Genomic DNA, 26555 nt, shown 5'->3' on the forward strand with positions numbered 1-26555 from the left:
ATGTCATGAAAGGGTCGTTCAGGACGAAAAATGTCCTGAACGACCCTTTCATGACATCGGGATAAGACCTAATGATCAGGCGAGTCGGGCGGCAGGTCCCCGAAGTCCTCCGGCGCGATCTTGTCCAGCGCCGCCCGGAACTCCTCGACCTCCCGCTCCTGCGCGGCCGGATCCCGCGGCACCGAAGGAAGCTCCGCGTCGGGCCCGGTTCCCACGATCTCGACCCGCACCGAAGCGACCTCCAGTACCGAGTCCGCCACCTCGATCACGACGCCGGCGCGCAGCCCGATGGCGACCGCGTCGCTGGGCCGGGCCGAGATGCGGATGCCGGAATCGAGCACCAGGTCGGCGAAGAAGATGCCGTCCCGCAGCGCGGTGACCTCCACGCCGATGACGCGGTGCCCGAACGACTCGACCACCTTGCCGATCAGTTCGATCGTGCCGGGCCGGGGCAGCCGGATCTTCTCCTGCGCGAGCGCCACCGCGCTCGCCTCGGGGCCGCCGATCGTGATCGCCAGCCAGCGGCGTTCGCCCTCGCGCTCCCGCAGCAGCATCACCGGTGCCGCTTCCGGAGCCAGGACTGCCATCCCCTCGACGTCCATCGGGATCATGTGCGGTACCTCATTCCTTCGGTCGGCCGGAATGTCCCTCGGCGCGCAGCCGGGGAACCATGTGCGGATAGTGGAGTTCGAAAGCCGGTCGTTCGGACCGGATCTTCGGCAGATCGAAGAAGTTGTGCCGGGGAGGCGGGCAGGTCGTCGCCCATTCCAGGGAGTTCCCGTGTCCCCACGGGTCGTCGACTTCGACGACCTCCCCGAACCGATGGCTGCGGACGACGTTCCAGAGGAACGGCAGCACCGACGCGCCGAGCAGGAACGCGCCGATCGTGGAAATCGTGTTGAGCGTGGTGAATCCGTCGGAGGTCAGGTAGTCGGCGTAGCGGCGTGGCATGCCTTCGTTGCCGAGCCAGTGCTGGACGAGGAACGTCGTGTGGAAGCCGATGAACGTGGTCCAGAAATGCCATTTCGCGAGCCGCTCGTCGAGCATCCGGCCGGTCATCTTGGGGAACCAGAAGTAGATCCCGGCGAAGGTGGCGAACACGATGGTGCCGAACAGCACGTAGTGGAAGTGCGCGACCACGAAATAGGTGTCGTGCACATGGAAATCGAGCGGCGGGGAGGCGAGGATGATCCCGGTCAGCCCGCCGAGCAGGAACGTCACCATGAACCCGACGGACCACAGCATCGGCGACTCGAAGGTCAGCTGCCCTTTCCACATCGTGCCGATCCAGGTGAAGAACTTGATCCCGGTCGGCACCGCGATGAGGAATGTCATGATCGAGAAGAACGGCAGCAGCACCGCGCCGGTCGCGAACATGTGGTGCGCCCACACCGCGATCGACAGCGCGGTGATCGAGATCGTCGCGAACACCATGGTCTTGTAGCCGAACAACGGTTTCCGGCTGAACACCGGGACGATCTCGGTCACGATGCCGAAATACGGCAACGCGACGATGTAGACCTCGGGGTGGCCGAAGAACCAGAACAGGTGCTGCCACAGGATCACACCGCCGTTGGCCGGGTCGAAGACGTGCGCGCCCAGCCGTCTGTCCGCTTCTAGCGCGAACAGCGCGGCGGTGAGGATCGGGAACGCGATCAGGATCAGGATCGTGGTGAAGAGGATGTTCCAGGTGAACAGCGGCAGCCGGAACATGGTCATCCCCGGTCCGCGCAGGCAGAGGATCGTCGTGATCATGTTGACCGCGCCGAGGATGGTGCCGAGCCCGGAAACGATCAGGCCCATGATCCACAGATCAGCGCCGACGCCCGGCGCGTGCGCGGCTTCCGAGAGCGGCGTGTAGGCCGTCCAGCCGAAGTCGGGTGCGCCGCCCGGGGTGACGAACGACGTCAGCGTCATCGTGCCGCCGAAAAGGTAAAGCCAGTAGGAGAACGCGTTCAGCCGGGGGAACGCGACGTCGGGCGACCCGATCTGCAGCGGGAGGATGTAGTTGGCGAAAGCGAAAAGATTCGGCGTCGCGTACAGCAGCAGCATGATCGTGCCGTGCATGGTGAACAGCTGGTTGTACTGCTCCTGCGAAAGGAACTGCAACCCCGGCCTGCCGAGTTCGGCGCGCATCAGCAGCGCCATGAACCCGCCGGCGAGGAAGAACGCGAACGAGGTGCCGAGGTAGAGCAGGCCGATCGTCTTGTGATCGGTGGTGCGGACGACACCGAGGAACGCGGAACCTTTGGGGGCACGGGGCCGCCCGCCCAAGCGAACGGCCTCCGGTCGGGGCGATGTCTTCACTGTGGTCACGGCGACTCCCAGCACGAGGACACACCTTCGGAAAGCTGGTACCCCTCCAGGAGAGTCCCTACACGTGGGCTTTTCAAGGGCTAGGAGAGTAGAGCCTCCAGGTGATCGGCCGCCGTCGCGGCCCCGCCCGCTTCGCGGAACGAGGCACCCACCTTTTCGGCCGCCGAGCGATACGCCGGATCGTCCAGCACCTTGGTCACCGCGGTCGCGATCCGGTCGGGTTTCGCGCGGCCGAACCGCAGCCGGACACCGGCGCCCGCGTCGACGACCTGCCCGGCGACGATCGGCTGGTCGTCCCGGATCGGCGCGACCACGAGCGGCACCCCGTGCCACAGGCTTTCGCAGACGGTGTTGTGCCCGCCGTGGCAGACGACGGCGTCGACTCGCGCCAGCAACGCCATCTGCGGCACCCGCGGCACCACGAGCACCCTGTCCCCCACCGGCCCCACGGCACCGCCCGGGTCGGCGATGACCGTCCGGATCCCGTCCACCCGCGACAGTCCCCGGGCGGCCGCGCCGAGGAAGCCGCCGGCGGCGTCGGCGTTGGCCGTCCCGAGGGTGACGAACACCGTCGGGACCTCCGGGTCGAGCCGGTCCCACGGGAAGTCACCGGTGGACGCGCGACCGCCGATCGACGGTCCGACGAGCCGGACCCGCTTCGGCAGCGAGGCCGGGCCGAGCAGTTCCCGGGTGGTGAACGCGAGCACGCCGTGCGGGGACATCCTGGGGTCGGCGGGACCGCCGTCGATCCGCGAGCGCAGGCCGTCGAGGAGGTCGTCGAGCCAGGCCGCCACCTTCGGCATCCCGGCCAGCGGGTCGACGAGCTCGGCGGACGTCGTCGCGGAGGTGACCCACGGCAGGCCGAGCCCGTCGGCGACGAGACCGCCCGCGATGGCCTGCTGGTCGGCGACCACCACCTGCGGGCGGAACCGGGCGATCGCCGCGTGGATCCCGGGCGCCATCGCCTCGGCCAGCGGGATCAGGAACTCCTCCCACAGGAACCGGAACGCCGCCGGTCCTTTGAGGCTCGCGTCGCGTTCGGGCAGGTCGCGCGGCACGGCGCAGGGGAACACGTCGGCGCCGTCGCCGGCGAGCCGCCGGATGACCTCCGGCTGCCCGGCCCAGGCGATCTGGTGCCCGCGCGCGGTCAGGGCGGCCGCGACCCCCACCGCCGGGTTCACGTGCCCGGTCAGCGGCGGGGTGACGAAGAGGAATCTGCCCACCTAAGCCGCCGTTTCGCACGGGTGTTCGCGGACCCAGCCCAGGATCAGCTCCGACGTCTCCGCGGTGCGCTCGACGAGCACGGAATGTCCCTGGTCCGGCAGGACGACCGTGCGACAGCGGACCAGGTTCGCCTCCAGGTCCGGGACCTGGGCCGCGAGCCCGGACTGGTCGCCGAACAGCGCGAACACCGGGCAGCGCACCGCCGCGAGGTCGTCGTCGATGGTCCGGCTCAGCGGGATGTCCTCGGCCAGCGTGGTGGCCGCCAGGATCCGGTACGCCGCTTTCGACAGCCGGGCGGTGTGCGCGCCGTGGTTCTCGGCGATCCAGCCGATCACCTCGTCGTGCGCGAGCCGGTTCTTCGCGTCGGCCAGTCCTTCGGCCATGTGCCCGATCCAGGCCCGCACCGGCGGTTCCGCCTCGATGGCGATCACGCTGGCGACGCGTTCGGGACGCGAAGCCGCGAGACCGAAGGCGACCGAGCCGCCGAACGAGTTCCCGACCACGTGCGCCGGCCGGTCGATCCCGAGCTCCGTGAGCAGGCCGTCGAGGTCGCCGACGAACTCCTCCAGCCGGTAGCCGGTGGCGGGCCGCGTGGTACGCCCGTGTCCGCGAAGGTCGTACATGACGACGTCGATCCCCTGCTCGGCAAAGGCCGTTCCGAGGGTGAAGTAGTAGCTCGCCAGGCTGTCGGTGAGCAGGCCGTGGACGAACACCACGACCGGCGCGGCGTCGTCCGCCGGCCCGAGGCGCTGGACGTGGACGTCGAGGTCGCCGACTCGGATCCTCGCCATGCTCAGGCCTTCCCGAGGGACTTGACGACGTGGTCGACCAGCTCGCCGACGGTCAGCGCGATGATCTCGTCCAGTTCGCGTTCCGCGATGAACTCGGCGAAGTTGACCTTGTCGCCGTAGTGGTCGCGCAGCCGGCCGGACAACGTCACGAGGTCGACGCTCTCCAGTTCCAGATCGTCGTGGAACTTCGTGCCCCGGCCGATCTCGGCGTCGTCCAGCCCGTATTCCTCGAGCAGTTCACGCAGCATCACGGCGATGTCGGCCAGGACCGTCGCGGCGGATGCGGTTTCAGTGGTCATCTTCGTTCTCCGTCCAAGCCACGACGTACTTCTTCGCGGGGGTGGTGATCGTGGTGTGCCACACCGGATACCGGACACCGCCCGTCTCGACGGTGAGCCGCGCGTCGTCCGCCGCGACGACGGTGAAAGCGTGCGGGTCACCGCGCAGGCCGGTGCGGAGCCGTTTCGCGACGGCCTCCTTCGCGGCCCAGAACCTGGCGAACCACAACGCTTCCGGAGCGCCGAGCAGTGCTCGTTCGGCTTCACCGAGCGCGGCGGCGAGCGTGCTCTCCGGACGGTCTTCGACGGCTTCGACGTCGATTCCGCACGGCCCCCGGCGGGCGATGGCGACGCCGAGCGCGTCCCGGTGGGCGATCGAGACGGTGAGCCGGGGCAGCTCCCGCCCGTAGGCGCCCGAGACCGCCGGCGCACCCGAAACCTCGTTCCCGATCCGGAGTTCGGCCGGGAAGATGTCGCCTTCGCCGTCTCGCCAGAGGAGACGGCGGACGGCGTCCTTCGCCGCGATCCGCCCGAGCAGCCAAGCCCGTCTCCGGCGCGGCGGCTGATCGGCGTACGCCTGTCTTTCCGCACCCGCCAGCATGTTCCGCATGATCAGCTCACGGGTCGCCAGATCCGGCCATTGCTCACGGACCAGGGCCCAGCGACCCGGGTGTCCCTCGGACAGCGTGGTGCGTTCGGGCCGCCGATCCACCGCGCGGATCACCGGGTTGCTGTCGAACCGGCGATCGCGCCAGCCTTCGATCGCCGCCCAGACCCGGCCGCCGTGGATCAGCTGGACGTCCGCTTCGAGTTCCTTGTCGGTGACCGAAACGACGCGGACGACACAGTCGAGCCGCTCCCCCGGCAAAGGATGCTCACCGTAGAACCGGATCCGCCGCATCCCCACCGGGAACACCGTGGTGCGCTCGGTCAGCCGGGACATGATCCAGTACCCGAGCAGCTGACCGGCGTTGTCCAGCAGCGCCCCCGGTGCCTCCGGTGCCCGCAGCACCCCGCGCACGTGCCGCTCCCCTACCGCGACCAGTTCCTCGACGCCCCGGAACTTCGGTCCGTGGAACATCCAGCGCTCGGTGTAGAGCTGCTCCGCGAGCAGGTCCGGCTTCTGTTCGCTCCCGGCCGGAAACGTCCACGGCCGAGGCCTGTCGGCGGGGAATCCGGCCTCCAGTTCGACGACGGCCCGGGAGTAGTCGCCGAGCGACACCCCGGCCCGGGACGGCCCCTGGGGCACCACGTTCACCGGCACGTCCAGCGCGGGTGTCGCGGCGATCCACTGGTTCAGCCGGACGTCCTCCAGCGCGACCGCGCGTCTGCCCGGCGCCGCCTGTTCGGCGAAGTCCATCAGGTGCCCGATCACCGTCGTCGCGGGCACGACCGGCCACGCGTCGGCGGGATCCGCGCCGGACGGCTGTTTGAAGAAGCAATGGTCGAGCAGATACGGCATCGTCTCGACGGAGACCCGGAGTTCGGTGCGCAACGGCTGCAGGCGGGGCGCCCGCCTGGCGGCGAACAGTTCAGCCGCCAGACCGGCGGTGTCGGCCAGCAGCCCGGAAAGTTCGGCGGCCAGCGGGTTGCGCTCCCCGATCCGGTCCAAAGTGGACGTCCTGGCCGCGCGGGGACGGAAGCCGCGCCAGACGCTCTCGTCGAGCGACACCAGCGGACCGCCGAGATCGAGCCGGATCGACCGGCCGCGCTTCCCGCCGCTCTGACCCGGCAGGAGCTCGAACGCCGGATCGCCGCCGTCGGCCCACAAAGCGGTGGCGACGCGTAGCAGTTGCGGAAGGCCCGGGCGATGCGCGGAATGCGCGGCGACGACGAGGTGCTCGCGGTCGTGCAGGGTGTTCCCGATCAGGGAGCCGAGCTGACCGGAGCCCGTCTGCACGAACGCGCGGAACCCGGCCGCGTACATGTTCTCGACGAGACCGCGGAACCGCACCGGCTCCAGGAGATGCCGGACGAACAGCGCCCGGACCTCCGCGGCCGACGACGGATAGTGGATCCCGGTCGTGGCCGACCAGACCGGGAGTTTCGCCGGACGCAGGGTGTAGCGCTCGGCGGCTTCGCGGATCGGGCCGAGGTACGGCGCGAGCATCGGGGTGTGGAACCCGGACCGGAACGGCAGCACCTGCGAGATCACGCCGTCGGCGCGGAACGCGCGCACGAAGTCGTCGACGGCTTCCGAGGGGCCGCAGATCATCGACTGGTTGGGCGCGTTGTCGTGCGAGAGGACCACTTCGGACTGTCCTTGGAGGACTTTCGTGACGGCGCACGCGTCCGCGCCGACCACCGCGAAAGCCAGCCCCGGCACCTTGAGCGCGTCGGGATCGAAGCCCGCCAGGAACGCGTCGACCTCCGCGTCGGCGTGGATCCCGGCGACGGCCATCGCGGTCCACTCCCCCAGGCTGTGCCCGGCGAGCGCGTCCGGGGTCACGCGAAGCCGTCGCAACGCCGTGTCGAGAAGCCTGCCGAGCTGGAACACGCCCTTGCCGTGCCTGCCGACATCGCCGACGGTGACGTCCGGCGAGTCCCAGCGAAGACCGAAGTGCCGGGCGATGTCGCCGGCCTGGGCCTCGAATTCGTTCTCCAGCCCGGGGAAGACGAACGCGAGCTTGCCGCCGCCCGCGCCGAGCAACGGTTCCGGGACGAACCAGAGGTCGTTGCGGCCGCGCCAGGCTCGGCCCTTCGCGACCACCTTCCTGGCCAGGTTGAGCCGTTTGGGCGTCGGATCGACGAGACCGAGCCGGATCCGGCCACGACCGGTGTCACCGGCGTTCAGCAGGTCGTCCCGGTCGAGCAGGCAGCCCATCTCCGCGACGGTCGGCGCGGACAGCCGCAGGACGCGTTCCGGTTCGGAGACCACGACCGGCCCGCGCGTCGCGGCCTGTTCCAGCACGACGTGGGCGTTGATCCCGCCGAAACCGAAGGCGTTGATCCCGGCGCGGCGCACCGGACGCCGGTCGTCGGTCTCCCAGACCTTCGCGGTGGCGAGCGTCTCGAACCGGGTCGCGGCCAGCGCCGGATGCGGTTCGTCGCAGTGCAGGGTCGGCGGGAGAACCCCGTGGTACACGGCCAAAGCGGCCTTGACCAGACCGGCGACGCCCGCCGCGGGCATGGTGTGCCCGATCATCGACTTGACCGAGCCGAGCACCGCCGTCGGCGAGTCCGCGTGTCCGAAGACCTCCGCGATCGTCGCCAGTTCGGCGGCGTCGCCCGCCGGTGTCGCGGTCCCGTGCGCTTCGAGCAGCCCGATCGCGGCGGGGTCGACCCCTGCGACGTCCCAAGCCTGCCGGACCGCGCGGACCTGCCCGGCGGTGTCCGGAGTGGACAGTCCGGCGGCCCGGCCGTCGCTGGCCACACCGGTCCCGGTGACGACGGCGTAGACCCGGTCGCCGTCGCGTTCGGCGTCCTCCAGCCGCTTCAGCACGACGACGCCGGTGCCCTCGCCGATCAGCACCCCGTCCGCGTCCTGGTGGAACGGCCGGATCCGCTGGCTCCGCGACAGCGCGCCGAGCTGGGAGAACACACTCCAGAAGGTGACGTCGTGGCAATGGTGGACACCGCCGGCCAGCACCACGTCGCACCGTCCGGTCGCCAGTTCGCGTACGGCGTGGTCGACGGCGACGAGCGAAGAGGCGCAGGCGGCGTCCACCGTGTAAGCGGGACCGCGCAGGTCGAGGCGGTTCGCCAGCCGGGAAGCGGCGAGGTTGGGCACGAGCCCGATCGCGGCGTCGGGGGCTTCGGGTCCGAGCCGGTCAGTGAAGGCCTGGCGGAGTTCCTCCAGCCGCTCGCCACCGAGTTCGGGCATCAGTTCGCCGAGCGTGCGGACGACCTGGGCGGCCGTGCGGACCCGCTGGTCGAGCCGCACCAGACCGGGCGTGAGATACCCGCCGCGGCCGAGGATCACGCCGGTCCGCTGCCGGTCGCGGGCAGCCGGTGCTCGCCGCCGGCGTCGGCGATGGCCTGCGCCGCCACCCGCAGCGCGATCAGCTGATCGGGTTCGGTGCCCGGGACCGACGACGGCATCACGCCGAAGCCGGTGACGTCCACGTCGGCCAGTTCACCGACGAAACCTCCGCGACGGCAGTAGAGCCGGTCCGCCCGCGGTTCCGCGTCGGGCTGGTAGAAGCCCGGATCCCAGCGGTCCGCCGGGACCTCGGTGATCGCGTCGACCCCGTCGACGATGTTGCGCCAGTAGGTTTCGAGGTCGGGGGCGCCGGGGAACAGCACCGACATCCCGACGATCGCGATCGGGGGTGTTTCCGCCACCGGTCACCACCTCGACGCGGTGTAGGTGACGGCCGCGAGGCCCTCGTCGCCCCACGCCAGCTCGCGCAGCAGGCTCAACGTGCCTTCTTCGGGATCGATCAGTTCGATCCCGCGCCGGGCGTAGTCCCGCATCAGTTCCGGGGTGACCATCCCGTTGTTGACCCCGGTCGGCGCCCACGGTCCCCAGTGGACGGTGAGCCCGCGACGACCGTACACGGTGGACCATCGGTGGCCGAGCGCCTCCAGCGCGTCGTTCGCGGCCGCGTAGTCGGACTGTCCCCGGTTGCCCAGTGTCGCCGCGACGCTGCCGAACAGGACGGCGAACCTCGGGGCCTCCGGCAGTTCGCCCGCCGCCGCGAGCAGGGTGCTCGCCCCTTCGACCTTGGTGGCGAAGACGCGGTCGAACGACACCGGGTCCTTCTCCGCGATCAGCTTGTCCTCGATGACACCCGCCGCGTAGACGATGCCGTCGATCCGGCCGTGCTCGGCGTGGATCTCCTTGACGGCGCGGTGCACCGCCTCGGCGTCGAGCATGTCCACCGAGTGGTAGCGCACCGGGCTGCCGAGGGCGCTGATCCGCCGCAGCGTGCCGTGGACCTCGCGTTCGGCCTCGATGAGCCGGAGGGTCCGCTCGATCTCGGCCGGTTTGGTCAGCCCGCTCTCGATGAGGGCCGCGCGCAGTTCGGCCGTCGTCGTCGCGGTGGCGATCTCGGGTTCCTCGCCGTCGATGGGCACGGCGGTACGGCCGAACAGCTCGATGCGGCAGCGCGACGCCGACGCCAGCGTGGTGGCGAGCCGGGCGGTGATGCCCTTCGCCCCGCCGACCAGGAGGACGACCGAATCCCGGTCCAGGCCGAGCGCTTCGGCCTCGGCGGTCCCGTCTCCGGCCGGACCGGCACCCGTGGTGCCGAGCAGGCCGAGGCTCTCCTCGGTCATCCGCAGCCCTCGCCGCGCGCCGTCGCGGCGGACGACGACCGGCTCCCAGTCCCCGGCGGACAGCTCCGCGAGCAGCGTCTCCACCTGTTCGTCCACGGTGGATTCGGGGTGTTGCTCGACGACGCGGGCGACCGTGTCCGGATACTCCCTGGCCACCGTCCGGAAGAAGCCGCGGGCGCCGTCGGCGGGGCCGTTCGCGATGAGCCAGCGGGGGCCGCTCGCCAGAACCGCCTGGTACAGCGGGAAATCGTCGGGGAACGACGGCGACAGGTGGAACACGCCGTCCGCGCCGCGTCCCGGCACTCCTTGGACCAGCTCGGCTTCGGCACCGTACTCGGCGAGCCGGGCGACGAGCATCTCGGCGACCTGGCCCTCGCCGACGACGGCGAAGCGGAGCCCGGCGAGTTCCTCGTCCGTGGGGACGGCGTCGGCGAGGTCGAACTCCCGCATCAGGTACCGCTTCGGCGCCACCACGACGGCCTCGGTCTCGTCGGCGGCGGGCTCGGCTTCGGTTCCGCTGCCGGTGATCAGATCCGCCAGCGCGGCCGCGGTCCGGGCCTTGGCCAGCACCTCGGGATCGCCTCCGGTGATACCCAAGCGGGTCGCCAGCTCGCCCGCGATCTCGGCGCGTTTGATCGAGTCGACGCTCAGATCCGCTTCCAGGTCCAGATCGGGCTCGATCATGTCGGCCGGATAGCCGGTCCGCTCCCCGATCACCTCGACGACGACGTCGAACACCGAACGTTCGGGGGCGACCTCGGCACGCACCGGCTCGGGCTCGAACACCGGCTCGGGCACCGGGGGAAGGACGACGGGCGCGGGCGGGCGAGCGCCGGGGTCGGTGCCGAAGTAGCCGAGCAGGACGTCCCGTTGCGCGGCGATCATCTCGCGGCTGGTGCGGAGGAACTCCGAGATGAGCGCCTCACCGCCGTCGGTGCCGGGCCGGGATGTCACGATCGCCTCCGTGGGGATTCGCTGGGCTGGGTGCAGGGCGGCGGCGGGGATCTCGCCGTCGGCGGTGCGGACGAGCTGGCCGTCGACGGTCCAGCCCGCTTTCTTCGGCGGCCGCGCGGACAGCGCGTCCGTGCACGCGCGGCCGGTGAACAGGCGGCCGGTGCGGACGTCCGCACCCGCGACCGCGAGCCTGGCCAACGCGGCGAGGAAACCGGGGATCCCGGCGCGGCGGCCGCTCTCGAAGGTGACCGTCCGATGTGGACGTCCGTCGAGCACGGCGCCGACGAGCCGGGTGAGGACGGATCCCGGGCCCGCTTCGACGAACGTCCGGGCACCCGCCTCGTACATGGCTTCGATCTGGTCCGCGAACAGCACCGGCGCGCCGATCTGCGCGGCCAGTCCGGCGCGGATCTCGTCCGGGTCCGCCGGGTAGGCCGCGGCGGTCCGGTTGGCCCACACCGGGAACTCCGGTTCGCGCACCGGGACGTCGTCGAGCACGCGCGCGAACTCCGCCTCCGCCGGGGCCACCAGCGGACTGTGGAACGCGCAGGCGACCGGGATGGTCTTCACACCGAGCCCGCGACCCCGCAACCGTTCCACCGCCAAGGCGACGGCGTCGGTCGGCCCCGAGATCACCGTCTGCTTCGGCGAATTCCGGTTGGCGGTGACGACGGCCCCGTCGAGCCCTTCGGCTGAGAGCGCGGCACTGACGTCGGCGGCGTTGGCGGCGACGGCCGCCATCCTTCCCGGGTCACCGGAGCCCGTCGCGCCGAGGATCGCCTCCGCCCGAGCCCGGCTGATGGCGAGCAGCGAAGCCGAGCTCAGCGCCCCGGCGGCGGTCAGCGCGACGAGCTCGCCGTAGCTGTGACCCGCCACCATCGCGGGCCGGATCCCGGCCTTCCCGAGCAGATGATGCGCGGCGAGTCCCACGATCCCGAGCGCGGGTTGCGCGGCGCGGGTGTCGGTCAGCCGGGCGAGTTGTCCTTCGCGTCCGGCCTCGTCGAAGGCGGCGGGTGGGAACAGGACGTCGACGGTGCTCCCGGCGCGCGCGAGGTAGCGCCGCAACTCGGGGAACGCGACGAACAGGTCCGCGAACATCCCGGGCCGCTGGCTGCCTTGTCCGGGGAACAGGAACGCGACCTCGCCGAGCGGCTCGCCGTCGGCGGCGAAGATGCCCGCGTTCTCGTCGCGCTCACCCGCGATGGCCCGCCGGAGCAAGGCGGCGAGCTCGTCCACAGTGGACGCGAGGATCGCGAACCTGACCTGGCCGCCCCGCGCCTCCGCCCGGCGGGACGCGGCCAGCGCCAGGTCGCGCAGCCGCCGGCCCTGTCCTGTGGCGGAAAGCAGATCCTCGGCGTCCCTGTCGTCCTTGCCCGCGAACAGGAAGAGCTCGGCGGGCCATGCGTCGAGAGTCTGCGCGGGCGGGACGGCGCCTTCGTGGGACGTGAGGACGACGTGGAAGTTGGTGCCGCCGAAGCCGAACGCGCTCACCCCGGCGACCCGTTCGTCCTCGGCCCACGGCCGGGCTTCGGTATGGAACGCGAACGGGCTGGTCTCCGGGTCCCACGCGGGATTCGGCTTGCTCAGGTGCAGCGTCGGTGGTTTGACGCCGGTGTGCAGCGCGAGGCTCGCCTTGATCAACCCGGCCAGCCCGGCGGCGCATTTCGTGTGCCCGATCTGGGATTTCACCGAACCGAGCACGCACCGGCCGGGTTCGGCGCCCGCCTCGGTGAACACCTGGGTCAGGGTGCCGAGTTCGGTGCGGTCGCCGACGACGGTGCCGGTGCCGTGCGCTTCGACGAGCCCGACCCGCGACGGCGAGATCCCGGCGTTGCGATAAGCCCTGGTCAACGCGCTGTGCTGACCTTCCGGCCGCGGCGCGGTGAGCCCGAGCGCCCGCCCGTCGCTGGCGCTGCCGACGCCCTTGATGACGGCGTACACCCGGTCGCCGTCGCGTTCGGCGTCCGCCAGCCGCTTGAGGACGACGCACGCGACGCCCTCGCCCAGCGCGATCCCGTCGGCGTCGTTGTCGAAAGTGGCCGAGCGGCCGGACGGCGAGAGCGCGTGGACCGAGGAGAACAGCAGGTAGTCGTTGATGCCGTTGTGCAGGTCGGCGCCGCCGCACAGGACGAGGTCGCTGGTGCCGGTGACGAGTTCCTTGCAGGCCGCGTCGACGGCGGTCAGCGAGGACGCGCACGCCGCGTCGACCGTGTAGTTCGCGCCGCCGAGGTCGAGCCGGTTCGCGATCCGGCCGGCGATGACGTTGGCGAGCACGCCGGGGAACGAGTCCTCGGTCAGCCGCGGCAGCCGGCGGTCGAGCTCGGCCGGGAGCTCGCCGAGGTAGGACGGGAGCACGGTCCGCAGGGTCATCGCGTTGGACAGGTCGCTCCCGGCTTCCGCGCCGAAGACCACCGACGTGCGGGAGCGGTCGAAGGCGCGTTCGGCGTATCCGGCGTCCGCGAGCGCCCGCCGCGACACCTCCAGAGCCAGCAGCTGGACGGGTTCGATACTGGCGAGCGACGCGGGTGGGATCCCGTGGTCGAGCGGGTCGAACGGGATCTCGGGCAGGAAACCGCCCCAGCGCGACGGTGTCTTCTCGCCGTCGCCGTCGGGCGCGTAGTAGAGCGCCGGATCCCAGCGCCGTTCCGGCACCTCGGTGACGGAATCCGCTCCGGACAGGATGTTCGACCAGAACGCCGGGAGATCCCCCGCCTGCGGGAAGACACACGCCATCCCCACGATGGCGATGTCGAGCGGTTCCGGCGCGGGCTCCTCGGGCCGTGACTCCAGCAGGTCGGCCGCGCGCGCTTCGAGGAACGCCTTCGCTCCCGGCCCCACGGCCTCGTGCAGCCGCTCGATCGTCGTGACCTCGGACCGGAGGACGGCGACGTCACCCGCCATGAACATGCCTTCGAGGAGCTGCCGGTCCTCCGGGACCTGGCTGAGCGCGTCCCCGATCCGCTCGATTCCCTTGCTGGCCAGGCGAAGCCGTCCGACGTTGAGCTTCTCCAAGCGCTCCCAGGCCTCGCGATCCGGGACCTCCTGGTCCTTCAGCACGCGTTTGAGCTCCGCGTACTCGCTCGTGAAGGCCGAACGCACGCACCGCGTCGCGTGCCCGGGCGCGGTCTCCAGCAGGTCGGTGCGCGTGGCTTCCACGACCTGGCGCTGGAACACCGGCAGGACGGCGCCCGCGCGGACGGCTTCCTCGGTGAACAGGTACGCGGTGCCCATGAGCAGGCCGACGGTCGCGCCGAGCCGGGTCAGCGGCGCCGCGGCGGCGGTGACCATCGCGGCCGATCGCTCGTCGTGCACTCCCCCGGCGAAGTACACCTCGACGTCGGCCGCGTAGTCCCGGAGCACGTCGATCTGCGCTTCCCACAACGGAAAACTCGCCCTCGGGCCGACGTGACCGCCGCATTCGGAGCCCTCGAAGACGAATTTACGCGCTCCCGCTTCGAGGAACTGGCGCAGCAGTCCCGGCGACGGAACATGCAGGAACGTCGAGACGCCGACGTCCTCCAGCGCTTTCGCCTGCGCCGGACGGCCACCGGCGATGATCGCGTGACTCGGCCGGATCTCGCGGATCACGTCGAGCTGCGCGGCGCGGACGTCCTCGGCGGCGAACCCGAGCACCCCGACGCCCCAGGGCCTGTCTCCCAACGCCGCCTTGGTCTTTTCGAGCATCTCACGGGTCTGCGCGGGCCCGGACAACGCCAGTGCCAGGAACGGCAGCGCTCCCCCGGCGGCGACGGCCACGGCGAACCCGGGCCGGTCGCTGACCCTGGTCATCGGGCCCTGCGCGAGCGGCAACGCGTCACCGGAAGCGCCGAGGCCTTCCGCGATCGACGCGCGGATACCCCGGATCGCGGCCGGGAGCGTGCCCCAGGTGTCGCGGAAACGCTGAGGCAGGAACGCGTCCTGTCCCACTTCCACCGCCCGATGGCGCCGGAGCGCCCGTACACCGCCGTCCACAATGGTCTCGGAGCCGTCGAGGCCTTCCAACGCCATCGTGACGTCCGAAGCCAGTTCCGCCTCGGGGAGCAGTGCGAACGCCGTGTCGAGCACGACACCGGCGGCGCCTCCGGCCACCGCGGCGGCCGCCGTATGCGTGCCGATCCCGCCGTACGCCCAGACCGGGATATCGATCACCGGATCGGCCAGCAACTGTTGCAGGAAGACGAACGTGCCGAGTTCGCCTGCCCTGCCACCCGACTCGTGGCCACGCGCGATCAGGCCGTCCGCACCGGCGGCCACGGCTTCGGCCGCTTCGTCCCGGCTGGTGACCTCCGCGAGGACCCTCCGCCCTGCGAATTCCACAGTGGACACTGGGGTTCCCGCGGCAATCAGTACCGTGTGCACCGCAGAAGGAAGCTCGACGGGCCCCGCGACGCGGACGGCGAAGCCGGCTTCGAGCCAATCCCCCGCCAGGTCGAGTTCCTCACGGGCGGCCCGATTTCCGCTGGTCAGGTCCAGGACGCCGAGCGCGCCGGCCCGCGCCGCCGCCGCGGCGAACCGCGCGGAAGGCACACCGAAGGGATGCACCGCGATGAGCAGATCCGCCGTACCGGTCAGCGATGAGGCGGTAGAAGTGTCGGAGCCACGAAGCGACTTACCCACGGGAAGCCTCCGAGCACACGGAAGAGTGAATTGGTTACCGGCCGTACTTAAACGCAGGCGGGGCTTCCCGTCAATACTCGACAGTAGGGTTTCCGGTCACAGGAACCGGATGGCGGTACGCCGACCTGCGAAACGCGGGGACCGGCTCGGAAAATTAGCGTCCCGGATACACGGAGGACATCGAAGACGTCGTGTTTTCCCGCAGTACCAGGGAAGTGTCGTCAACGACCAGGTGTCCCAACAGCCGATACGCCATCCGGCCTGTTACCCGGGGTTCGCCGATCCGCTTTCGCCAGTACCACCGGAAATAGTGGTCCGCGCCCATTCCGGGGAATTGCGACCGATTCGCCCTATCGTCGGTATCCACGCCGCTGGGACTTTCGGTATCACGCGCGCTTAACGGCCCGTTCACAGAAGAACGTGAAAGGACTCAGCGGGATTTCGCATTCCGGACCGCGATGGCCAGCAACGCCGCCGCCGGTCCGGCGAGGCGTCGCCCGGCGGGCCACACCGCGCGCAGTTCCCGGCCGAAGTCGACACCCTCGACGGCGACCGGGACGAGCCTGCTTTCGGCGACGTCCCGGACGATGGCGAGTTCACTGATCACCGCCGGACCGGCGCCCGCGATCACCGCGTTGCAGACCGCGGAGGCGGAACCCAGTTCCAGCAATGGTTTCGCCGGTCCGACCCCGGCCTTGCGCAGCGCGGCGTCCACGGTCTCCCTGGTCCCGGAACCCGGTTCGCGGACCACGAGCGGCGTGATCGCCAGTTCGGCCGCGGTCACGGGCCTGCGCTTGCGCGCCCACGGATGGCTTCCGGGCACGACGAGGACCAGGCGATCGGTGGCCACGCGCCTCGTCGAAAGGCCGGGCAGTGAGCCGGGCGACTCGACGAACCCGAGGTCGACCTTGCCCTCCCGCGCCAGTTCGGCCGCTTGATCGGAATTCGTGACCTCCAGGCCGAGATACAGCCCGGGGTCGCCGCGTTTGAGCTCGCCGATCCAGCCCGGCACCAGATACTCGGCCAGCGTCATGCTCGCGGCGACCCGCAGCTGCGCCTCGTGCTGGGTGCGCAGCGCTTCGGCCCCGTCGAGCAGACCGTCGAGTTCGGACAGCACCCGGTTCGCCCAGCCCGCGATGACCCGGCCGTCGGGGGTGAGCGCGGACCCGCGCCGCGTACGGTCGACCAGGACGAGCCCGAGCCGTCGCTCGACTGTGGACAGTCGTTTGCTCGCCGACGGCTGCGCGATCCCGAGGCTGGCCGCGGCCTGTCCGATACTGCCGAGCTCGTCGACGAGTACCAGCAGGCGCAGGGAGTCCAGGTCGGGTGCGGTCATAGCCCAAGTGTATGACCTACCCCTGGTATTCCCGGCTACCGAGGCCACCCCTTCCGGGCGAGGCTCGAACCATGAGCACCACGCACGCGCGGCCGACGAAGCCCTACCTGACCGCTTTGGCCGTCACCGGCGCCGGAGTGGCCGCCGCGTACCTGGTCGGCACCGCGTTCCCGGTCGTCAGCGCGCTCACCATCGCCGTGGTGCTCGGCATCCTCACCGGCTCGCTGCCGTCGTTGTCGGACGAGACCCGGAAGGCGATCTCCGGGGTCACCAAGAAGCTGCTTCGCGCCGGTGTCGTGCTGCTGGGCCTGCAGCTCTCGCTGCCGTCGGTCCTGGCGCTGGGGCCCGGGACGCTGCTCGCCGTCGTGCTCACGGTCGGGATCACGTTCCTCGGGACGATCGGTCTCGGCAGGCTCCTCGGCGTGCCGCGCGGCCTGGCGATGCTGGTCGCGACCGGGTTCTCGATCTGCGGGGCGTCCGCCATCGCCGCCATGGAAGGCGTCGTGAAACGCGAGGACTCCGACGTCGCGACCGCGGTCGCGCTGGTCACCTTCTACGGCGGGCTCGCCATCGCGGCCGTGCCGCTGATCGGCGGCTGGCTGCACCTGGACACGGCCCGGATCGGTGAATGGGCCGGCCTGTCCGTGCACGAGGTCGCGCAGGTCGTCGCCGCGGCCACCCCGGCAGGAAGCGCCGCCATCGCGGTCGCCATCGTGATCAAGCTCAGCCGGGTGGTCCTGCTGGCCCCGATGGTCGCCGCGGTCGGCGTGGCCGAACGCCACCGCCCCGCCGACGGCAAGCGGCCGCCGCTGGTCCCGCTGTTCGTGCTCGGTTTCCTGGCGATGGCCGCCGTGCGCAGCACCGGGGTCGTGCCGGGACTCGCGCTCGACGTCGCCAAGGTCGCCTGCACGCTGCTGCTGGCCGGGGCGCTGTTCGGGCTGGGCTGCGCGGTCCGGATCGGCACCCTCGTCCGCACCGGCGGCCGCGCCCTGCTGCTCGGCCTGCTCTCCACCCTGCTGGTCGGGACCACCGCGCTGGTCACGCTGACCGCGCTCGGCTGAGCACGCCTGCCGCGAGCACCGCGAGCACGGCGCCCGCGACCATCACCACCGAGACGGAGGTCGCGTCGACGACGAACCCGCCGAGCAGCGCGCCCGCCGAAAGGGTCGCCTGGAACGACGAGGTGAACAGCACCGACGCCGCCTCGGGCGCCTGCGGCGCGGCCCGCGCGAACCACGTCCCCGAGCAGACCGGGACGGCCCCGTAGGCGAAACCCCAGATCACCAGCAGCGCGAGCGCTCCGGCTTCCGACTCGCCGAGGAACGGCAGCGCGCACGTGGCGACGCCGATCAGCCCGGCGGCGGTGAGGAAGGTCAGCCGGAGGTCGCGCGCGATGGCCGCTCCGGCGACGAAGTTGCCCGCGATCCCGGCCGTGCCGTAGACCAGCAGGAAGACGGTGATCAGCTCCGGGCTCACCTGTGTCACCTGCCGCAGGAGCGGCGTGACGTAGGTGTAGGTCCCGAAGTGGGCGAGGACGACCAGCACCGTGACGAGCAGGCCGAGCCGCGTCGCCCGACCGCGGGTCATCGCGCGAAGGACGCCGAGCCGGGTCTCGGTCGCCGACGGCAGTGTCGGCAGCGTCCACGCCAGTGCGGCGAGCACGCCGATCGTGAAGACCGCCATCGCGGCGAAGGCCGCCCGCCAGCCGAACAGCTCACCGACGAACGTCCCGGCGGGAACGCCCAGCACCGAACCGAGCGGAACGGCGGAGAAGATCACCGCGGTCGCGCGGCCCGCGTGCCCCGGTCCGACGAGCCGCGCGGCGAGCCCGGAGCCGATCGCCCAGAAAGCGCCGATCACCAGTCCGACCAGGACGCGCGAGACCAGCATCACCCAGTAGGCCTGCGAGGTCGCCGCGACGACGTCGGCCAGTGCCAGCACCGCCATCAGCGCGCACAGCAGGATCCGGCGGTCGAGCCGCCCGGCGGCGACGGTGACGGCCGGGGCGGCGAGCGCGGCGAGGAAACCGGGCAGGGTCATGGTCAGGCCCGCCGTCCCCGGCGTGATCCGGAAGTCCTCGCCGATCGGGGTCAGGAGGCCGATCGGCAGGATCTCCGTGGTGACGAGGGAGAAGATCCCGAGCGTCACCGCGAGGACGGCGAGCCATCCCTTCAGCGGGGTCCGTGCGGAGGTGTCGAGGGTCGAAGCGGTCATGTGCTTCAGCCCATCACCACGCGGACACCGCGGTCTGGCGGATTCGCGACGTTGATCTAGCTCTTGGACCGCTGGGTCACGACGATGCAGGCGACGACGATCAGCGCGGTCACCGGCGCGGCCGCCGGGAGGTGTTCGCCGAGCAGCACGACCGCCCAGACCAGGGTCAGCAATGGCTGGGCGAGCTGCAGCTGACTCGCCCGCGCGACGCCGATCTCGGCCATTCCCCGGTACCAGGCGAAGAATCCGCCGAACTGCGAGATGAGCGCGACGTAGAGCAGACCGGCGATCCCCTCGCCGGTGACGTGCAGCGGCTCGGTCACCAGCCCGAAGACGGCGAACCCGGCGGTGAACGGCAGGGCGATGACCAGCGCCCACCCGATGACGTGCCAGCCTGCCATCTCCCTGGCCAGCCTGCCGCCCTCGGCGTACCCGAACGCGCACAGCACGAGCGCGCCGAACAGGAACAGGTCCGCTGTGGACAGTCCGCCGCCGCTCTGGCCGACGGTGAACACGACCACCGCGCTCGCGCCGACCGCGGCGGCGAGCCAGAACCGGCGGGCCGGACGATGCCCGGTGAGCCTGGACGAGATGACGGCGGTGGCCATCGGCAGCAGCCCGATGACGACCGCGGAATGCGCCGTCGACGACGTCTTGAGCGCGAGCGTGGTCAGGATCGGGAACGCGAGGACACAGCCGAGGGAGACCACGGCCAGGCCGCGCCACTGGTCACGCCTCGGCAACGGGACCCGGAAGACGCGAAGACAGGTGCCGGCGACCAGCGCGGCGAGGACGCTTCGCAGGCCTGTGGCGGTCCAGGCGTCGAAGCCCTTGAGCGCCCACACGGTGGCGGGGAACGTGAACGAGAAGGCGAGGACACCCAGCGCCGCCAGCAAGGTCCCGGAGCGGACCGCTACTGCGCGGTCCGCGATAGCGCTATCATCCAGTCTCATGTCCGATGGTAGCAGCGTCACCAGCCTGGTAACACAGCTGCGGTCCGAGCTTGAGCGCTATCCGATCGAAGGAAAGCTCCCGTCCAGCCGGGAGCTCGTCCGGCAGCTGAAGGTGAGCCCGGTGACGGTCTCGCGCGCCATCTCCGCGCTGGTCGCCGAAGGCCTGGTGATCACCCGTCCCGGTGCCGGGGTCTTCCGTGCCCCGCCGCCGCGCGAGGTCGTGGTGAACGGCGACGTGTCCTGGCAGGAGGTGGCGCTGAGCTCGCAGTCCGGCACCCGCGCGATCGACGCGACCGGCGTGCTCGCCGCATTGAGCGACCCGCCGTCGGGTGTCATCGACCTCAACGGCGGCTACACGCATCCGAGCCTGCAGCCGGAACGGGAACTGGCGGCGGCTTCGGCTCGCGCCGGCCGCCGTCCCGGCGCGTGGACGCGGCCGCCGATCTGCGGTCTGCCCGAACTGCGGGCCTGGTTCGCCCGCGACATCGGCAGCCCGGTGAACGTCGAGAACGTGCTGGTCACCTCCGGTGGGCAGAGCGCGCTGACCACGGCGTTGCGCGCGCTCGGCGCCCCCGGCGCGCCGGTGCTGGTGGAATCCCCGACGTACCCGGGGATGCTGGCCATTGCGAGGGCTTCGGGGCTGCGCCCGGTCCCGGTGCCGATGGACCGCGACGGCGTCCGGCCCGAACTGCTCGCCGACGCCTTCCGCGACACCGGCGCCCGGCTGTTCGTCTGCCAGCCGGCGTTCCAGAACCCGACCGGCGCGGTGCTGTGCGCCGAACGCCGGGCCGAGGTCCTGCGGATCGCGCGCGACGCGGGCGCTTTCGTCATCGAGGACGATTTCGCGCGGCTGATGGCGCATCCCGGCAGCCCGGCTCCCCCGCCGCCGCTCGTGGCCGACGATCCGGACGGCGTCGTGGTGCACATCCGGTCGCTCACCAAACCGGCGTCGCCGAGCCTGCGGATCAGCGCGCTGGCCGCCCGCGGCCCGGCGCTGGAACGGCTGCGCGGCCTCCACGCCGTCGAGAGCTTCTTCGTCCCGCGTCCGCTGCAGGAAACCGCGCTCGAGCTGGTGAGCTCCCCGGCCTGGGCACGTCATCTGCGGACCCTCGCCGCCTCGCTGCGGGAGCGCCGCGACGTCGCCGTCTCGGCGCTGCGGGAGTTCCTGCCGTCGTGGAGCACCGTCCCGGTCCCGACCGGCGGGTATCACCTGTGGCAGCCGCTCCCCGCCTTCGCCGACGAAATCGCGTTGACCAGCGCTGCTTTCCGGGCCGGAGTAGCGGTCACCCCCGGCAGGCTCTACTTCGCGGCCGAGGCGCCGGGCCCCTATCTGCGCCTGAGCTACGTCAGCGCCGCGACGGGCACGCAGCTCCGGGACGGCATCCGGCGCCTTTCCCAGGCGTACCAAGAGATCCCCGGTTAACCCCTGGCGCGGTTTGCTCGTACCATCGCGCACGGAGGCGACGAAAAGGAATGACACAACCGGCGGCCGAGCCGCAGGATTCACCCGGCAGGCTTTGGGAGCTGCTCGACGACGGCCAGCGCAAGGCGCTGCGCGCCGAGGCCGAACTGCGCCGGTACCCGGCCGGGACGGTGATAATCCGCGAGGGTGACCGGTCGGACTGGGTGCTGATCCTGATGACCGGACGGGTGAAGATCACATCGGTGTCCACCGGCGGCTACGACGCCGTGCTGGCCGTCCGCGATCCGGGCGACATCATCGGCGAGATGGCGTCGATGGACGGCAGCCTGCGCTCGGCCACGGCGATCGCCGTCGAACCGGTCACCGGCCTGTGGCTGTCCGCGCGGTCGTTCAACACCGTGCTCCGCGAACAGCCCGGCATCTCCGTGGTCCTGCTCCGGATCATCACCTCGCGGCTGCGCTACGCCAACTCGCGGCGGACCGAATTCGGGGACAGCACGGCCGCCGAACGCATCGCCGCGATCCTGGTCGACCTCGCCGAACGGTACGGCGTGCCCGTCCCCGACGGCACTCTGATCGCCCTGCGGATCAGCCAGCGCGATCTGGCGGGACTCGCGTCCGCGTCACGGGAAGCCGTCGCGCGGACCCTGCGGACCCTGCGCTCCGACGGGCTACTCAGCACCGGGCGCCAGCGGCTGGTCGTCCGGAGCCTGCGCGACCTCAAACAGCTCGCGCCCGACGACCACTGAGCCGCCACGGCAGGCCGAAGTGCCGCTCCACGCGTGCTCCGGTGGCGGAGAACAGTTTCCGCACCCGTGGTTCGTTCTCCGGATCGAAGCCGGGCGTGGTCTCGATCAGCGCCGCGAGTTCGCGGGTGAGCCTGGCCGCGGCCGCCCTCGGCACCAGCAGGACGCGCACCGGCGCGAGGCTGCGCACGACCGGGGGCGGCGCTACGAGGTCGATCCGGGCACGGGCCAGTCCGGTCAGCCTGGCCAGCCAGAGGACGGCACCGGTCACCGTCCAGGCCAGGAGTTCCGTCAGGAGGAATGGAGACAGGAGCAGCGTCAGCCAGGCCGTGTACGCGACCACGATCCCCAGCACCAGCAGATCCTCGAAGCTCAGCCGTTCCTTGCCGCCGGGAAGGCCTCGGTGCCGGGTGAACGACACTTCCCGGTAGCGCTCGCGTTCGGCGACGATGGCGAACGGGCGGACCCGGCGCAGCCATGGCGCGAACCGGCGCACGATCAGCCATTCGCCGCCGTCGGCATCGGTCACCCGCATCGCGTTCCCCCGTCATCGGTGAGCGGATCTTGACACAGCTCTCCGACGAAGCAGGGTCCGGTGCCGTTCCACGCGCGCGCCGAACCGGGCGAGCGCCTCGCGCACGGCCGGGTCACCGGGGTCGAACATCACGCGATCGCGGAGCAGGCCGCACAACTCGATCATCAAGGGCTCCGCCAGGTCGTCGTGGACCTTGAGGATCGTCAGCGAGGCCAGGCCGCTCTGTCGCTTGTGCCAGCCGAGGACGTCCACCCGCACCGGCGCTCTCCGGAACCGCCGGACGGCCATGGAGACGGATCCCGAGACTCCCTGGCACAGCAGTTCCAGCAGCAGGCACGGCAACAGGAGGAGCCCCAGCAGCAGGTACACCGGCACCATCGCGAGCGCCTCCACCGCGAACAGCACCCCGACCAGACCCATCGCGGCCTTGGCCACCGGTCCGCTGGCACCGGCTTCCGGTTCGCCGTCACGGGCCACGGGCCCGTCGTCGAGGTGGATCCGCCAGTCAGCGGTGAGCTTGTAGTGCCGGTAACCGCCGGTGAGTCCAGCGAACGGCTGGACCCACCGGCGCCACGGTGCGAACCGGCGATCGACCGCCCATTCGCGCCCCTCCGGATCGATCACCTTCATCGGCCCTCCCCTCCCGATCTCGCACCGTGTCCGGCGGGACCGAGCTTGGCAGGGATGACGCCGGCGTTCTGCGTCACCTGACACAAAAGACGAAACCGGGTTGTACGCGCCTTGTACGACGGCTGTACGAGCCGGAAGGACTCTGATGCCCCGTCACCCGGAACCGAATCCAGGACGGAGCAATCCCGTGAAGATCTCCCGCGTCGCACAGGGCCTTTTCGCGGCCCTCGTCGCCACCGCGGCGGTCGGCGCATCCCCGGCCACTTCCCTCGCCACCCCGGCCACCGGCGACCAGATCTCGGCGGCCGCAGTCGGGAACACGTTGGTGTACAAAGAGAAAACAGAAGGTTACGACTGCTTCAGAATCCCCGCCATCGTCAAGGCGAACAACGGCGAACTGCTCGCCTTCGCCGAAGGCCGCCGAGGCGGCGCCAGCTTCTGCAACGACAGCGGCGACATCGATCTCGTCGTGAAGCGCTCGGCCGACAACGGCAAGACCTGGACCGCGCCGAAGATCGTCATCGAAGGTTTCGGGGACACCAAAGGAAACCCGACGCCGATCGTCGTCCCGTCCACCGGGCGGATCGTGCTGCTGTCGGTGATGGAATGCGTCAAGAACCCCGGCTGCAACCGGATTCCACGCGTTTCGATCAGCGACGATCACGGCAAGACCTGGACCGCGCCGAAGGTGCTCACCACGCAGCTCGGGTTCGACGCCGCGCCGGGCTGGCTCGCGACCGGCCCGTCGCACGGCATCGTGCTGACGCGCGGCGCGCACGCCGGCCGCATCGTCGCCGGGATGAGCTACACCGACGATGGCGAGAACAGCGGCGCGCTCGTCTACAGCGACGACCAAGGTGTCACGTGGAAGCGCGGCGCCACCGACAGCCGGGCGACGTCGGCCACGCTGAACCCGCAGGAGATCAGCGTCACCGAACTGCTCGACGGCCGGATCTACGTGGCGGCACGCAACCAGGCCAACAACGGCAACAAATGCCTCAGCGGCGGCGCGAAGAACCGCGCGTTCGCCATCAGTTCCGACGGCGGGGCCAGCTTCTCCACCAAGTTCACCTTCGAAGAGGACCTGATCACCCCGGTGGTGCAGGCCTCGACCGCGCGGATGACCGCGACCGACAAGGCGGGCAAGTACAACCGGATCCTGTTCGCCGCGCCGTCGGTCTGCGACCGCCGCAAGGAGCTCGTCGTGCGGTCTTCGTTCGACGAGGGCGCGAACTGGCAGGGCAACTCCGCCGGAACGCTGGTGTGGAGCGGTGACGCCGCCTACTCCGACATGGTCCAGTTGTCCTCGGGCTCGGTCGGCGTGCTGTACGAGGCCGGCCCGGCGGGGAACGCCAACGAGACCATCCGCTTCTCGACCGTCACCGAGACGACCCTCGGCGCCCCGGTCTGCGGCAGCGGCTACGGCGTGATCGACTCGGCTCCGCTCGGGACCGCGGGCACGGTTTACCTGTCCTACAACGCTTCCAACGGGCAGAACTGTGTCAGCACGATGAAGAGCGCGTCGGCGGGCACCGCGACCGCGACGTCGGCCTACCTCGAGGTCGCGGGATCGTCCCGGCTCACCGACTCCGGGTCGTACTCGTGGTTCGCCGGACCGGTGAAGGCGGCCGCGGCGGACAAGTGCGTGAAGTGGGGCGGTTCCGCGGGCGGGGTCAAGTACGACAGCCCGTCCGGGCACTGCGGCTGAGCGGTGAACGTCGTCTGATCACGCGAGATCCGTCTCTGATCACGCGAGATCGCCGCCTGATCACGAATGATCGCCCGTCTCGCCCGAACACGACACCCTTGCCCTGCCTCACACGCCCCTCTCGGCCCGATGCGGCCTGACGGGAAAGCGATGTTGCGAAAACAGGCTCGGTGGCGCTGTAACTACTGGTGCGATCGGGACAGGCGTCGGCGATCCGGTGTCCGTGAAGGCCTCCTTCACTACCTTCAGGGTAGGCAAGGAGGCCTTCACGCTCACTTGGGCGGCCGCAACCGCGGGGGAAGCTTCGTGAGCCCCAGTTTCTCCAGCTGTCCCGCGATCTCCGCGAGCCCGGCGTCGAACCGGTCCAGATCCACGCCTCGGCCGGACAGGTCGTCGCGGACGTGCTTCTCGACCTTCGCCCAGTCGTTGCGGTACTTCGTCGCGAGTTCCTTCCACGGCACGCCCGCCAGTTCTTCGGCGAGCCCGCTGTCGTAGCCGATCACGCCCCGCGCCATCAGGTACGCGATGCCCGGGTAACCGAGGTACCCCTGCCAGTAGGACCCGTTGTCGTTGGCCGTGATCGAACCCGCGGCGGGATCGTGGCGGACGTCGTACGTCTTCGCTTTGTCCGACGACGCGACGCGCGCCGTGTCACCGTCGACCTCCACCCGCCCGTCGGCCACCGCGCCGAGCGCCTCGTAGATCTTGATGACCGGCGACGGCTTCCAGTCCGCGGCCATTCAGCCCTCCAGCCTTTCGAGCAGGACGACGTCCACGGTGTCGCCCTCTTCCTTGCCGATCGCCTTGCGCACGTCGGCCTTCACCGGGAGCTTGTGGGTGCCGTCGCCGAGGGCCATGAACGAACTCCGGAACGGATGTCCGTCGATGGTCCCGCGCACCTTCACCAGCCCCTTCGTGCCGAAGAACTCGGCGGAGCCGGGCATGACCACATACGTCCAGCCGCCCTTCTCGGGGCTCTTGAGCAGCGTCGCGGTGAACCGTTTGTCCATACCGGCACCCTACGACAGGGCACCGACGAAACCGGGACTTCAGAGGGCGACGCGGATGCGGACGCGGCGGCCGACGTCGCGCGCCCAGGCCCGGATCGACGGCCAGTCGCGGAAGTCGCCCGCCCAGGGACCGAGGGCCATGATCTTCCAGTACAGGCCGCGCGCGGTGGCCGGGGTGAGCCTGCCGCCGAAGGTGGCCGTGCGCTCGGCGTCGATCCGTGCTGCCAGCAAAGCGACTCCGGCGGGCAGGCTGACGCGTTTGCCCGCGGCGGACGGCCCGCAGGGCCCGCTGTGGAACAACCACACCGGACGGCTCCGCAGTGCTTCCTCGTGCTCGGTGAGCAGGCGCACCGCTTCCGGACGCCATCGCCGGTGGTGCAGGGCGCTCCCGACGATCACCGCGCCATACGGTTCGACGTCCTCGACCTCGGCGGCGTCCAGCAGATCGGTCGTGAGCCCGCTTTCCCGCAGTTCGGCGGCGATCACCTCGGCGATCTCCCTTGTCCCGCCGGACCGGCCGGCGTGGGCGACGAGCACTGCGGTCATGCCCCCATTGTCCGCGCGGCCGCAACCCACGCCACCGTCCGGCCTATCGACACG

General features: G+C 70.8%; 18 protein-coding genes and 1 pseudogene. 4 read left to right on the top strand and 15 right to left on the bottom strand.

Annotation, left to right across the window (positions count from 1 at the left end):
• Positions 1 to 68 precede the first annotated feature (68 nt).
• The 8 genes and pseudogenes from AB0N89_RS04990 to AB0N89_RS05025 form a co-directional block, all read right to left on the bottom strand.
• Entirely contained in the window at positions 69 to 611 is a 543-nt protein-coding gene (locus AB0N89_RS04990; RefSeq protein WP_364200302.1) for a bifunctional nuclease family protein, read from the bottom strand.
• Positions 612 to 621: 10 nt separating this feature from the next.
• Positions 622 to 2307 carry a cytochrome c oxidase subunit I gene (gene ctaD, locus AB0N89_RS04995; protein WP_364200465.1) on the bottom strand — a complete coding sequence of 562 codons (1686 nt, stop codon included), beginning with the start codon at positions 2305 to 2307 and terminating at the stop codon, positions 622 to 624.
• Positions 2308 to 2396: 89 nt separating this feature from the next.
• Positions 2397 to 3539, bottom strand: coding sequence for a glycosyltransferase (locus AB0N89_RS05000; protein WP_364200304.1), 1143 nt, complete (start codon positions 3537 to 3539; stop codon positions 2397 to 2399).
• Entirely contained in the window at positions 3540 to 4331 is a 792-nt protein-coding gene (locus tag AB0N89_RS05005; protein WP_364200306.1) for an alpha/beta fold hydrolase, read from the bottom strand.
• Between the two features lie 2 nt (positions 4332 to 4333).
• On the bottom strand, positions 4334 to 4630 hold the full coding sequence (locus AB0N89_RS05010; protein WP_364200308.1) for a phosphopantetheine-binding protein: 297 nt from the start codon (positions 4628 to 4630) through the stop codon (positions 4334 to 4336).
• Positions 4620 to 8860 (bottom strand): annotated as a pseudogene (locus tag AB0N89_RS05015) (beta-ketoacyl synthase N-terminal-like domain-containing protein). The gene AB0N89_RS05010 and the pseudogene AB0N89_RS05015 overlap by 11 nt, the downstream one beginning before the upstream one ends.
• 36 nt (positions 8861 to 8896) lie before the next feature.
• On the bottom strand, positions 8897 to 15400 hold the full coding sequence (locus tag AB0N89_RS05020; protein ID WP_364200310.1) for an SDR family NAD(P)-dependent oxidoreductase: 6504 nt from the start codon (positions 15398 to 15400) through the stop codon (positions 8897 to 8899).
• 430 nt (positions 15401 to 15830) lie between these two features.
• Positions 15831 to 16736 carry a LysR family transcriptional regulator gene (locus tag AB0N89_RS05025; RefSeq protein ID WP_364200312.1) on the bottom strand — a complete coding sequence of 302 codons (906 nt, stop codon included), beginning with the start codon at positions 16734 to 16736 and terminating at the stop codon, positions 15831 to 15833.
• Positions 16737 to 16807: 71 nt separating this feature from the next.
• Here AB0N89_RS05025 and AB0N89_RS05030 point away from each other — a divergent pair, with 71 nt between their 5' ends.
• A complete protein-coding gene (locus tag AB0N89_RS05030) occupies positions 16808 to 17797 on the top strand; it encodes a putative sulfate exporter family transporter (protein ID WP_364200314.1) in 990 nt (329 codons plus the stop codon).
• Here AB0N89_RS05030 and AB0N89_RS05035 read toward each other — a convergent pair.
• Complete coding sequence (locus AB0N89_RS05035; protein ID WP_364200316.1) at positions 17775 to 18950, bottom strand: MFS transporter; 1176 nt, start codon at positions 18948 to 18950, stop codon at positions 17775 to 17777. The genes AB0N89_RS05030 and AB0N89_RS05035 overlap by 23 nt on opposite strands.
• A 56-nt stretch (positions 18951 to 19006) precedes the next feature.
• Complete coding sequence (locus AB0N89_RS05040) at positions 19007 to 19903, bottom strand: DMT family transporter (RefSeq protein WP_364200318.1); 897 nt, start codon at positions 19901 to 19903, stop codon at positions 19007 to 19009.
• Between AB0N89_RS05040 and AB0N89_RS05045 the strand changes: the two genes are divergently transcribed.
• A complete protein-coding gene (locus tag AB0N89_RS05045; protein WP_364200320.1) occupies positions 19902 to 21326 on the top strand; it encodes a PLP-dependent aminotransferase family protein in 1425 nt (474 codons plus the stop codon). The two genes, AB0N89_RS05040 and AB0N89_RS05045, sit on opposite strands and share 2 nt — an antisense overlap.
• A gap of 50 nt (positions 21327 to 21376) precedes the next feature.
• A complete protein-coding gene (locus tag AB0N89_RS05050) occupies positions 21377 to 22075 on the top strand; it encodes a Crp/Fnr family transcriptional regulator (protein WP_364200321.1) in 699 nt (232 codons plus the stop codon).
• Here AB0N89_RS05050 and AB0N89_RS05055 read toward each other — a convergent pair.
• Positions 22047 to 22607, bottom strand: coding sequence for a hypothetical protein (locus AB0N89_RS05055; protein WP_364200323.1), 561 nt, complete (start codon positions 22605 to 22607; stop codon positions 22047 to 22049). The two genes, AB0N89_RS05050 and AB0N89_RS05055, sit on opposite strands and share 29 nt — an antisense overlap.
• A gap of 12 nt (positions 22608 to 22619) precedes the next feature.
• A complete protein-coding gene (locus AB0N89_RS05060; protein ID WP_364200324.1) occupies positions 22620 to 23237 on the bottom strand; it encodes a hypothetical protein in 618 nt (205 codons plus the stop codon).
• A 187-nt stretch (positions 23238 to 23424) separates the two neighbouring features.
• On the opposite strand from AB0N89_RS05060, the gene AB0N89_RS05065 reads away from it, so the two are divergent.
• Entirely contained in the window at positions 23425 to 24945 is a 1521-nt protein-coding gene (locus AB0N89_RS05065) for a sialidase family protein (protein ID WP_364200326.1), read from the top strand.
• 272 nt (positions 24946 to 25217) lie between these two features.
• Here AB0N89_RS05065 and AB0N89_RS05070 read toward each other — a convergent pair whose 3' ends face one another.
• The 3 genes from AB0N89_RS05070 to AB0N89_RS05080 are packed head-to-tail and all read right to left on the bottom strand — an operon-like array spanning position 25218 to position 26501.
• On the bottom strand, positions 25218 to 25685 hold the full coding sequence (locus tag AB0N89_RS05070) for a hypothetical protein (protein ID WP_364200328.1): 468 nt from the start codon (positions 25683 to 25685) through the stop codon (positions 25218 to 25220).
• Complete coding sequence (locus tag AB0N89_RS05075) at positions 25686 to 25955, bottom strand: DUF1905 domain-containing protein (protein WP_364200330.1); 270 nt, start codon at positions 25953 to 25955, stop codon at positions 25686 to 25688.
• Positions 25956 to 25994: 39 nt separating this feature from the next.
• Positions 25995 to 26501: a flavodoxin domain-containing protein gene (locus AB0N89_RS05080; protein ID WP_364200332.1), complete on the bottom strand. Its 507-nt coding sequence runs from the start codon at positions 26499 to 26501 to the stop codon at positions 25995 to 25997.
• Positions 26502 to 26555: the final 54 nt, after the last annotated feature.

Source organism: Amycolatopsis sp. NPDC089917 (genome assembly GCF_040684635.1).
GTDB lineage: Bacteria > Actinomycetota > Actinomycetes > Mycobacteriales > Pseudonocardiaceae > Amycolatopsis.

Excerpts from the sequence above, each read along its gene's own strand:
- AB0N89_RS04990 (WP_364200302.1), bottom strand. The coding sequence starts at position 611 with ATGATCCCGATGGACGTCGAGGGGATGGCAGTCCTGGCTCCGGAAGCG.
- AB0N89_RS05005 (WP_364200306.1), bottom strand. The coding sequence starts at position 4,331 with ATGGCGAGGATCCGAGTCGGCGACCTCGACGTCCACGTCCAGCGCCTC.
- AB0N89_RS05010 (WP_364200308.1), bottom strand. The coding sequence starts at position 4,630 with ATGACCACTGAAACCGCATCCGCCGCGACGGTCCTGGCCGACATCGCC.
- AB0N89_RS05025 (WP_364200312.1), bottom strand. The coding sequence starts at position 16,736 with ATGACCGCACCCGACCTGGACTCCCTGCGCCTGCTGGTACTCGTCGAC.
- AB0N89_RS05030 (WP_364200314.1), top strand. The coding sequence starts at position 16,808 with ATGAGCACCACGCACGCGCGGCCGACGAAGCCCTACCTGACCGCTTTG.
- AB0N89_RS05035 (WP_364200316.1), bottom strand. The coding sequence starts at position 18,950 with ATGACCGCTTCGACCCTCGACACCTCCGCACGGACCCCGCTGAAGGGA.
- AB0N89_RS05045 (WP_364200320.1), top strand. The coding sequence starts at position 19,902 with ATGTCCGATGGTAGCAGCGTCACCAGCCTGGTAACACAGCTGCGGTCC.
- AB0N89_RS05040 (WP_364200318.1), bottom strand. The coding sequence starts at position 19,903 with ATGAGACTGGATGATAGCGCTATCGCGGACCGCGCAGTAGCGGTCCGC.
- AB0N89_RS05050 (WP_364200321.1), top strand. The coding sequence starts at position 21,377 with ATGACACAACCGGCGGCCGAGCCGCAGGATTCACCCGGCAGGCTTTGG.
- AB0N89_RS05055 (WP_364200323.1), bottom strand. The coding sequence starts at position 22,607 with ATGCGGGTGACCGATGCCGACGGCGGCGAATGGCTGATCGTGCGCCGG.
- AB0N89_RS05060 (WP_364200324.1), bottom strand. The coding sequence starts at position 23,237 with ATGAAGGTGATCGATCCGGAGGGGCGCGAATGGGCGGTCGATCGCCGG.
- AB0N89_RS05070 (WP_364200328.1), bottom strand. The coding sequence starts at position 25,685 with ATGGCCGCGGACTGGAAGCCGTCGCCGGTCATCAAGATCTACGAGGCG.
- AB0N89_RS05075 (WP_364200330.1), bottom strand. The coding sequence starts at position 25,955 with ATGGACAAACGGTTCACCGCGACGCTGCTCAAGAGCCCCGAGAAGGGC.
- AB0N89_RS05080 (WP_364200332.1), bottom strand. The coding sequence starts at position 26,501 with ATGACCGCAGTGCTCGTCGCCCACGCCGGCCGGTCCGGCGGGACAAGG.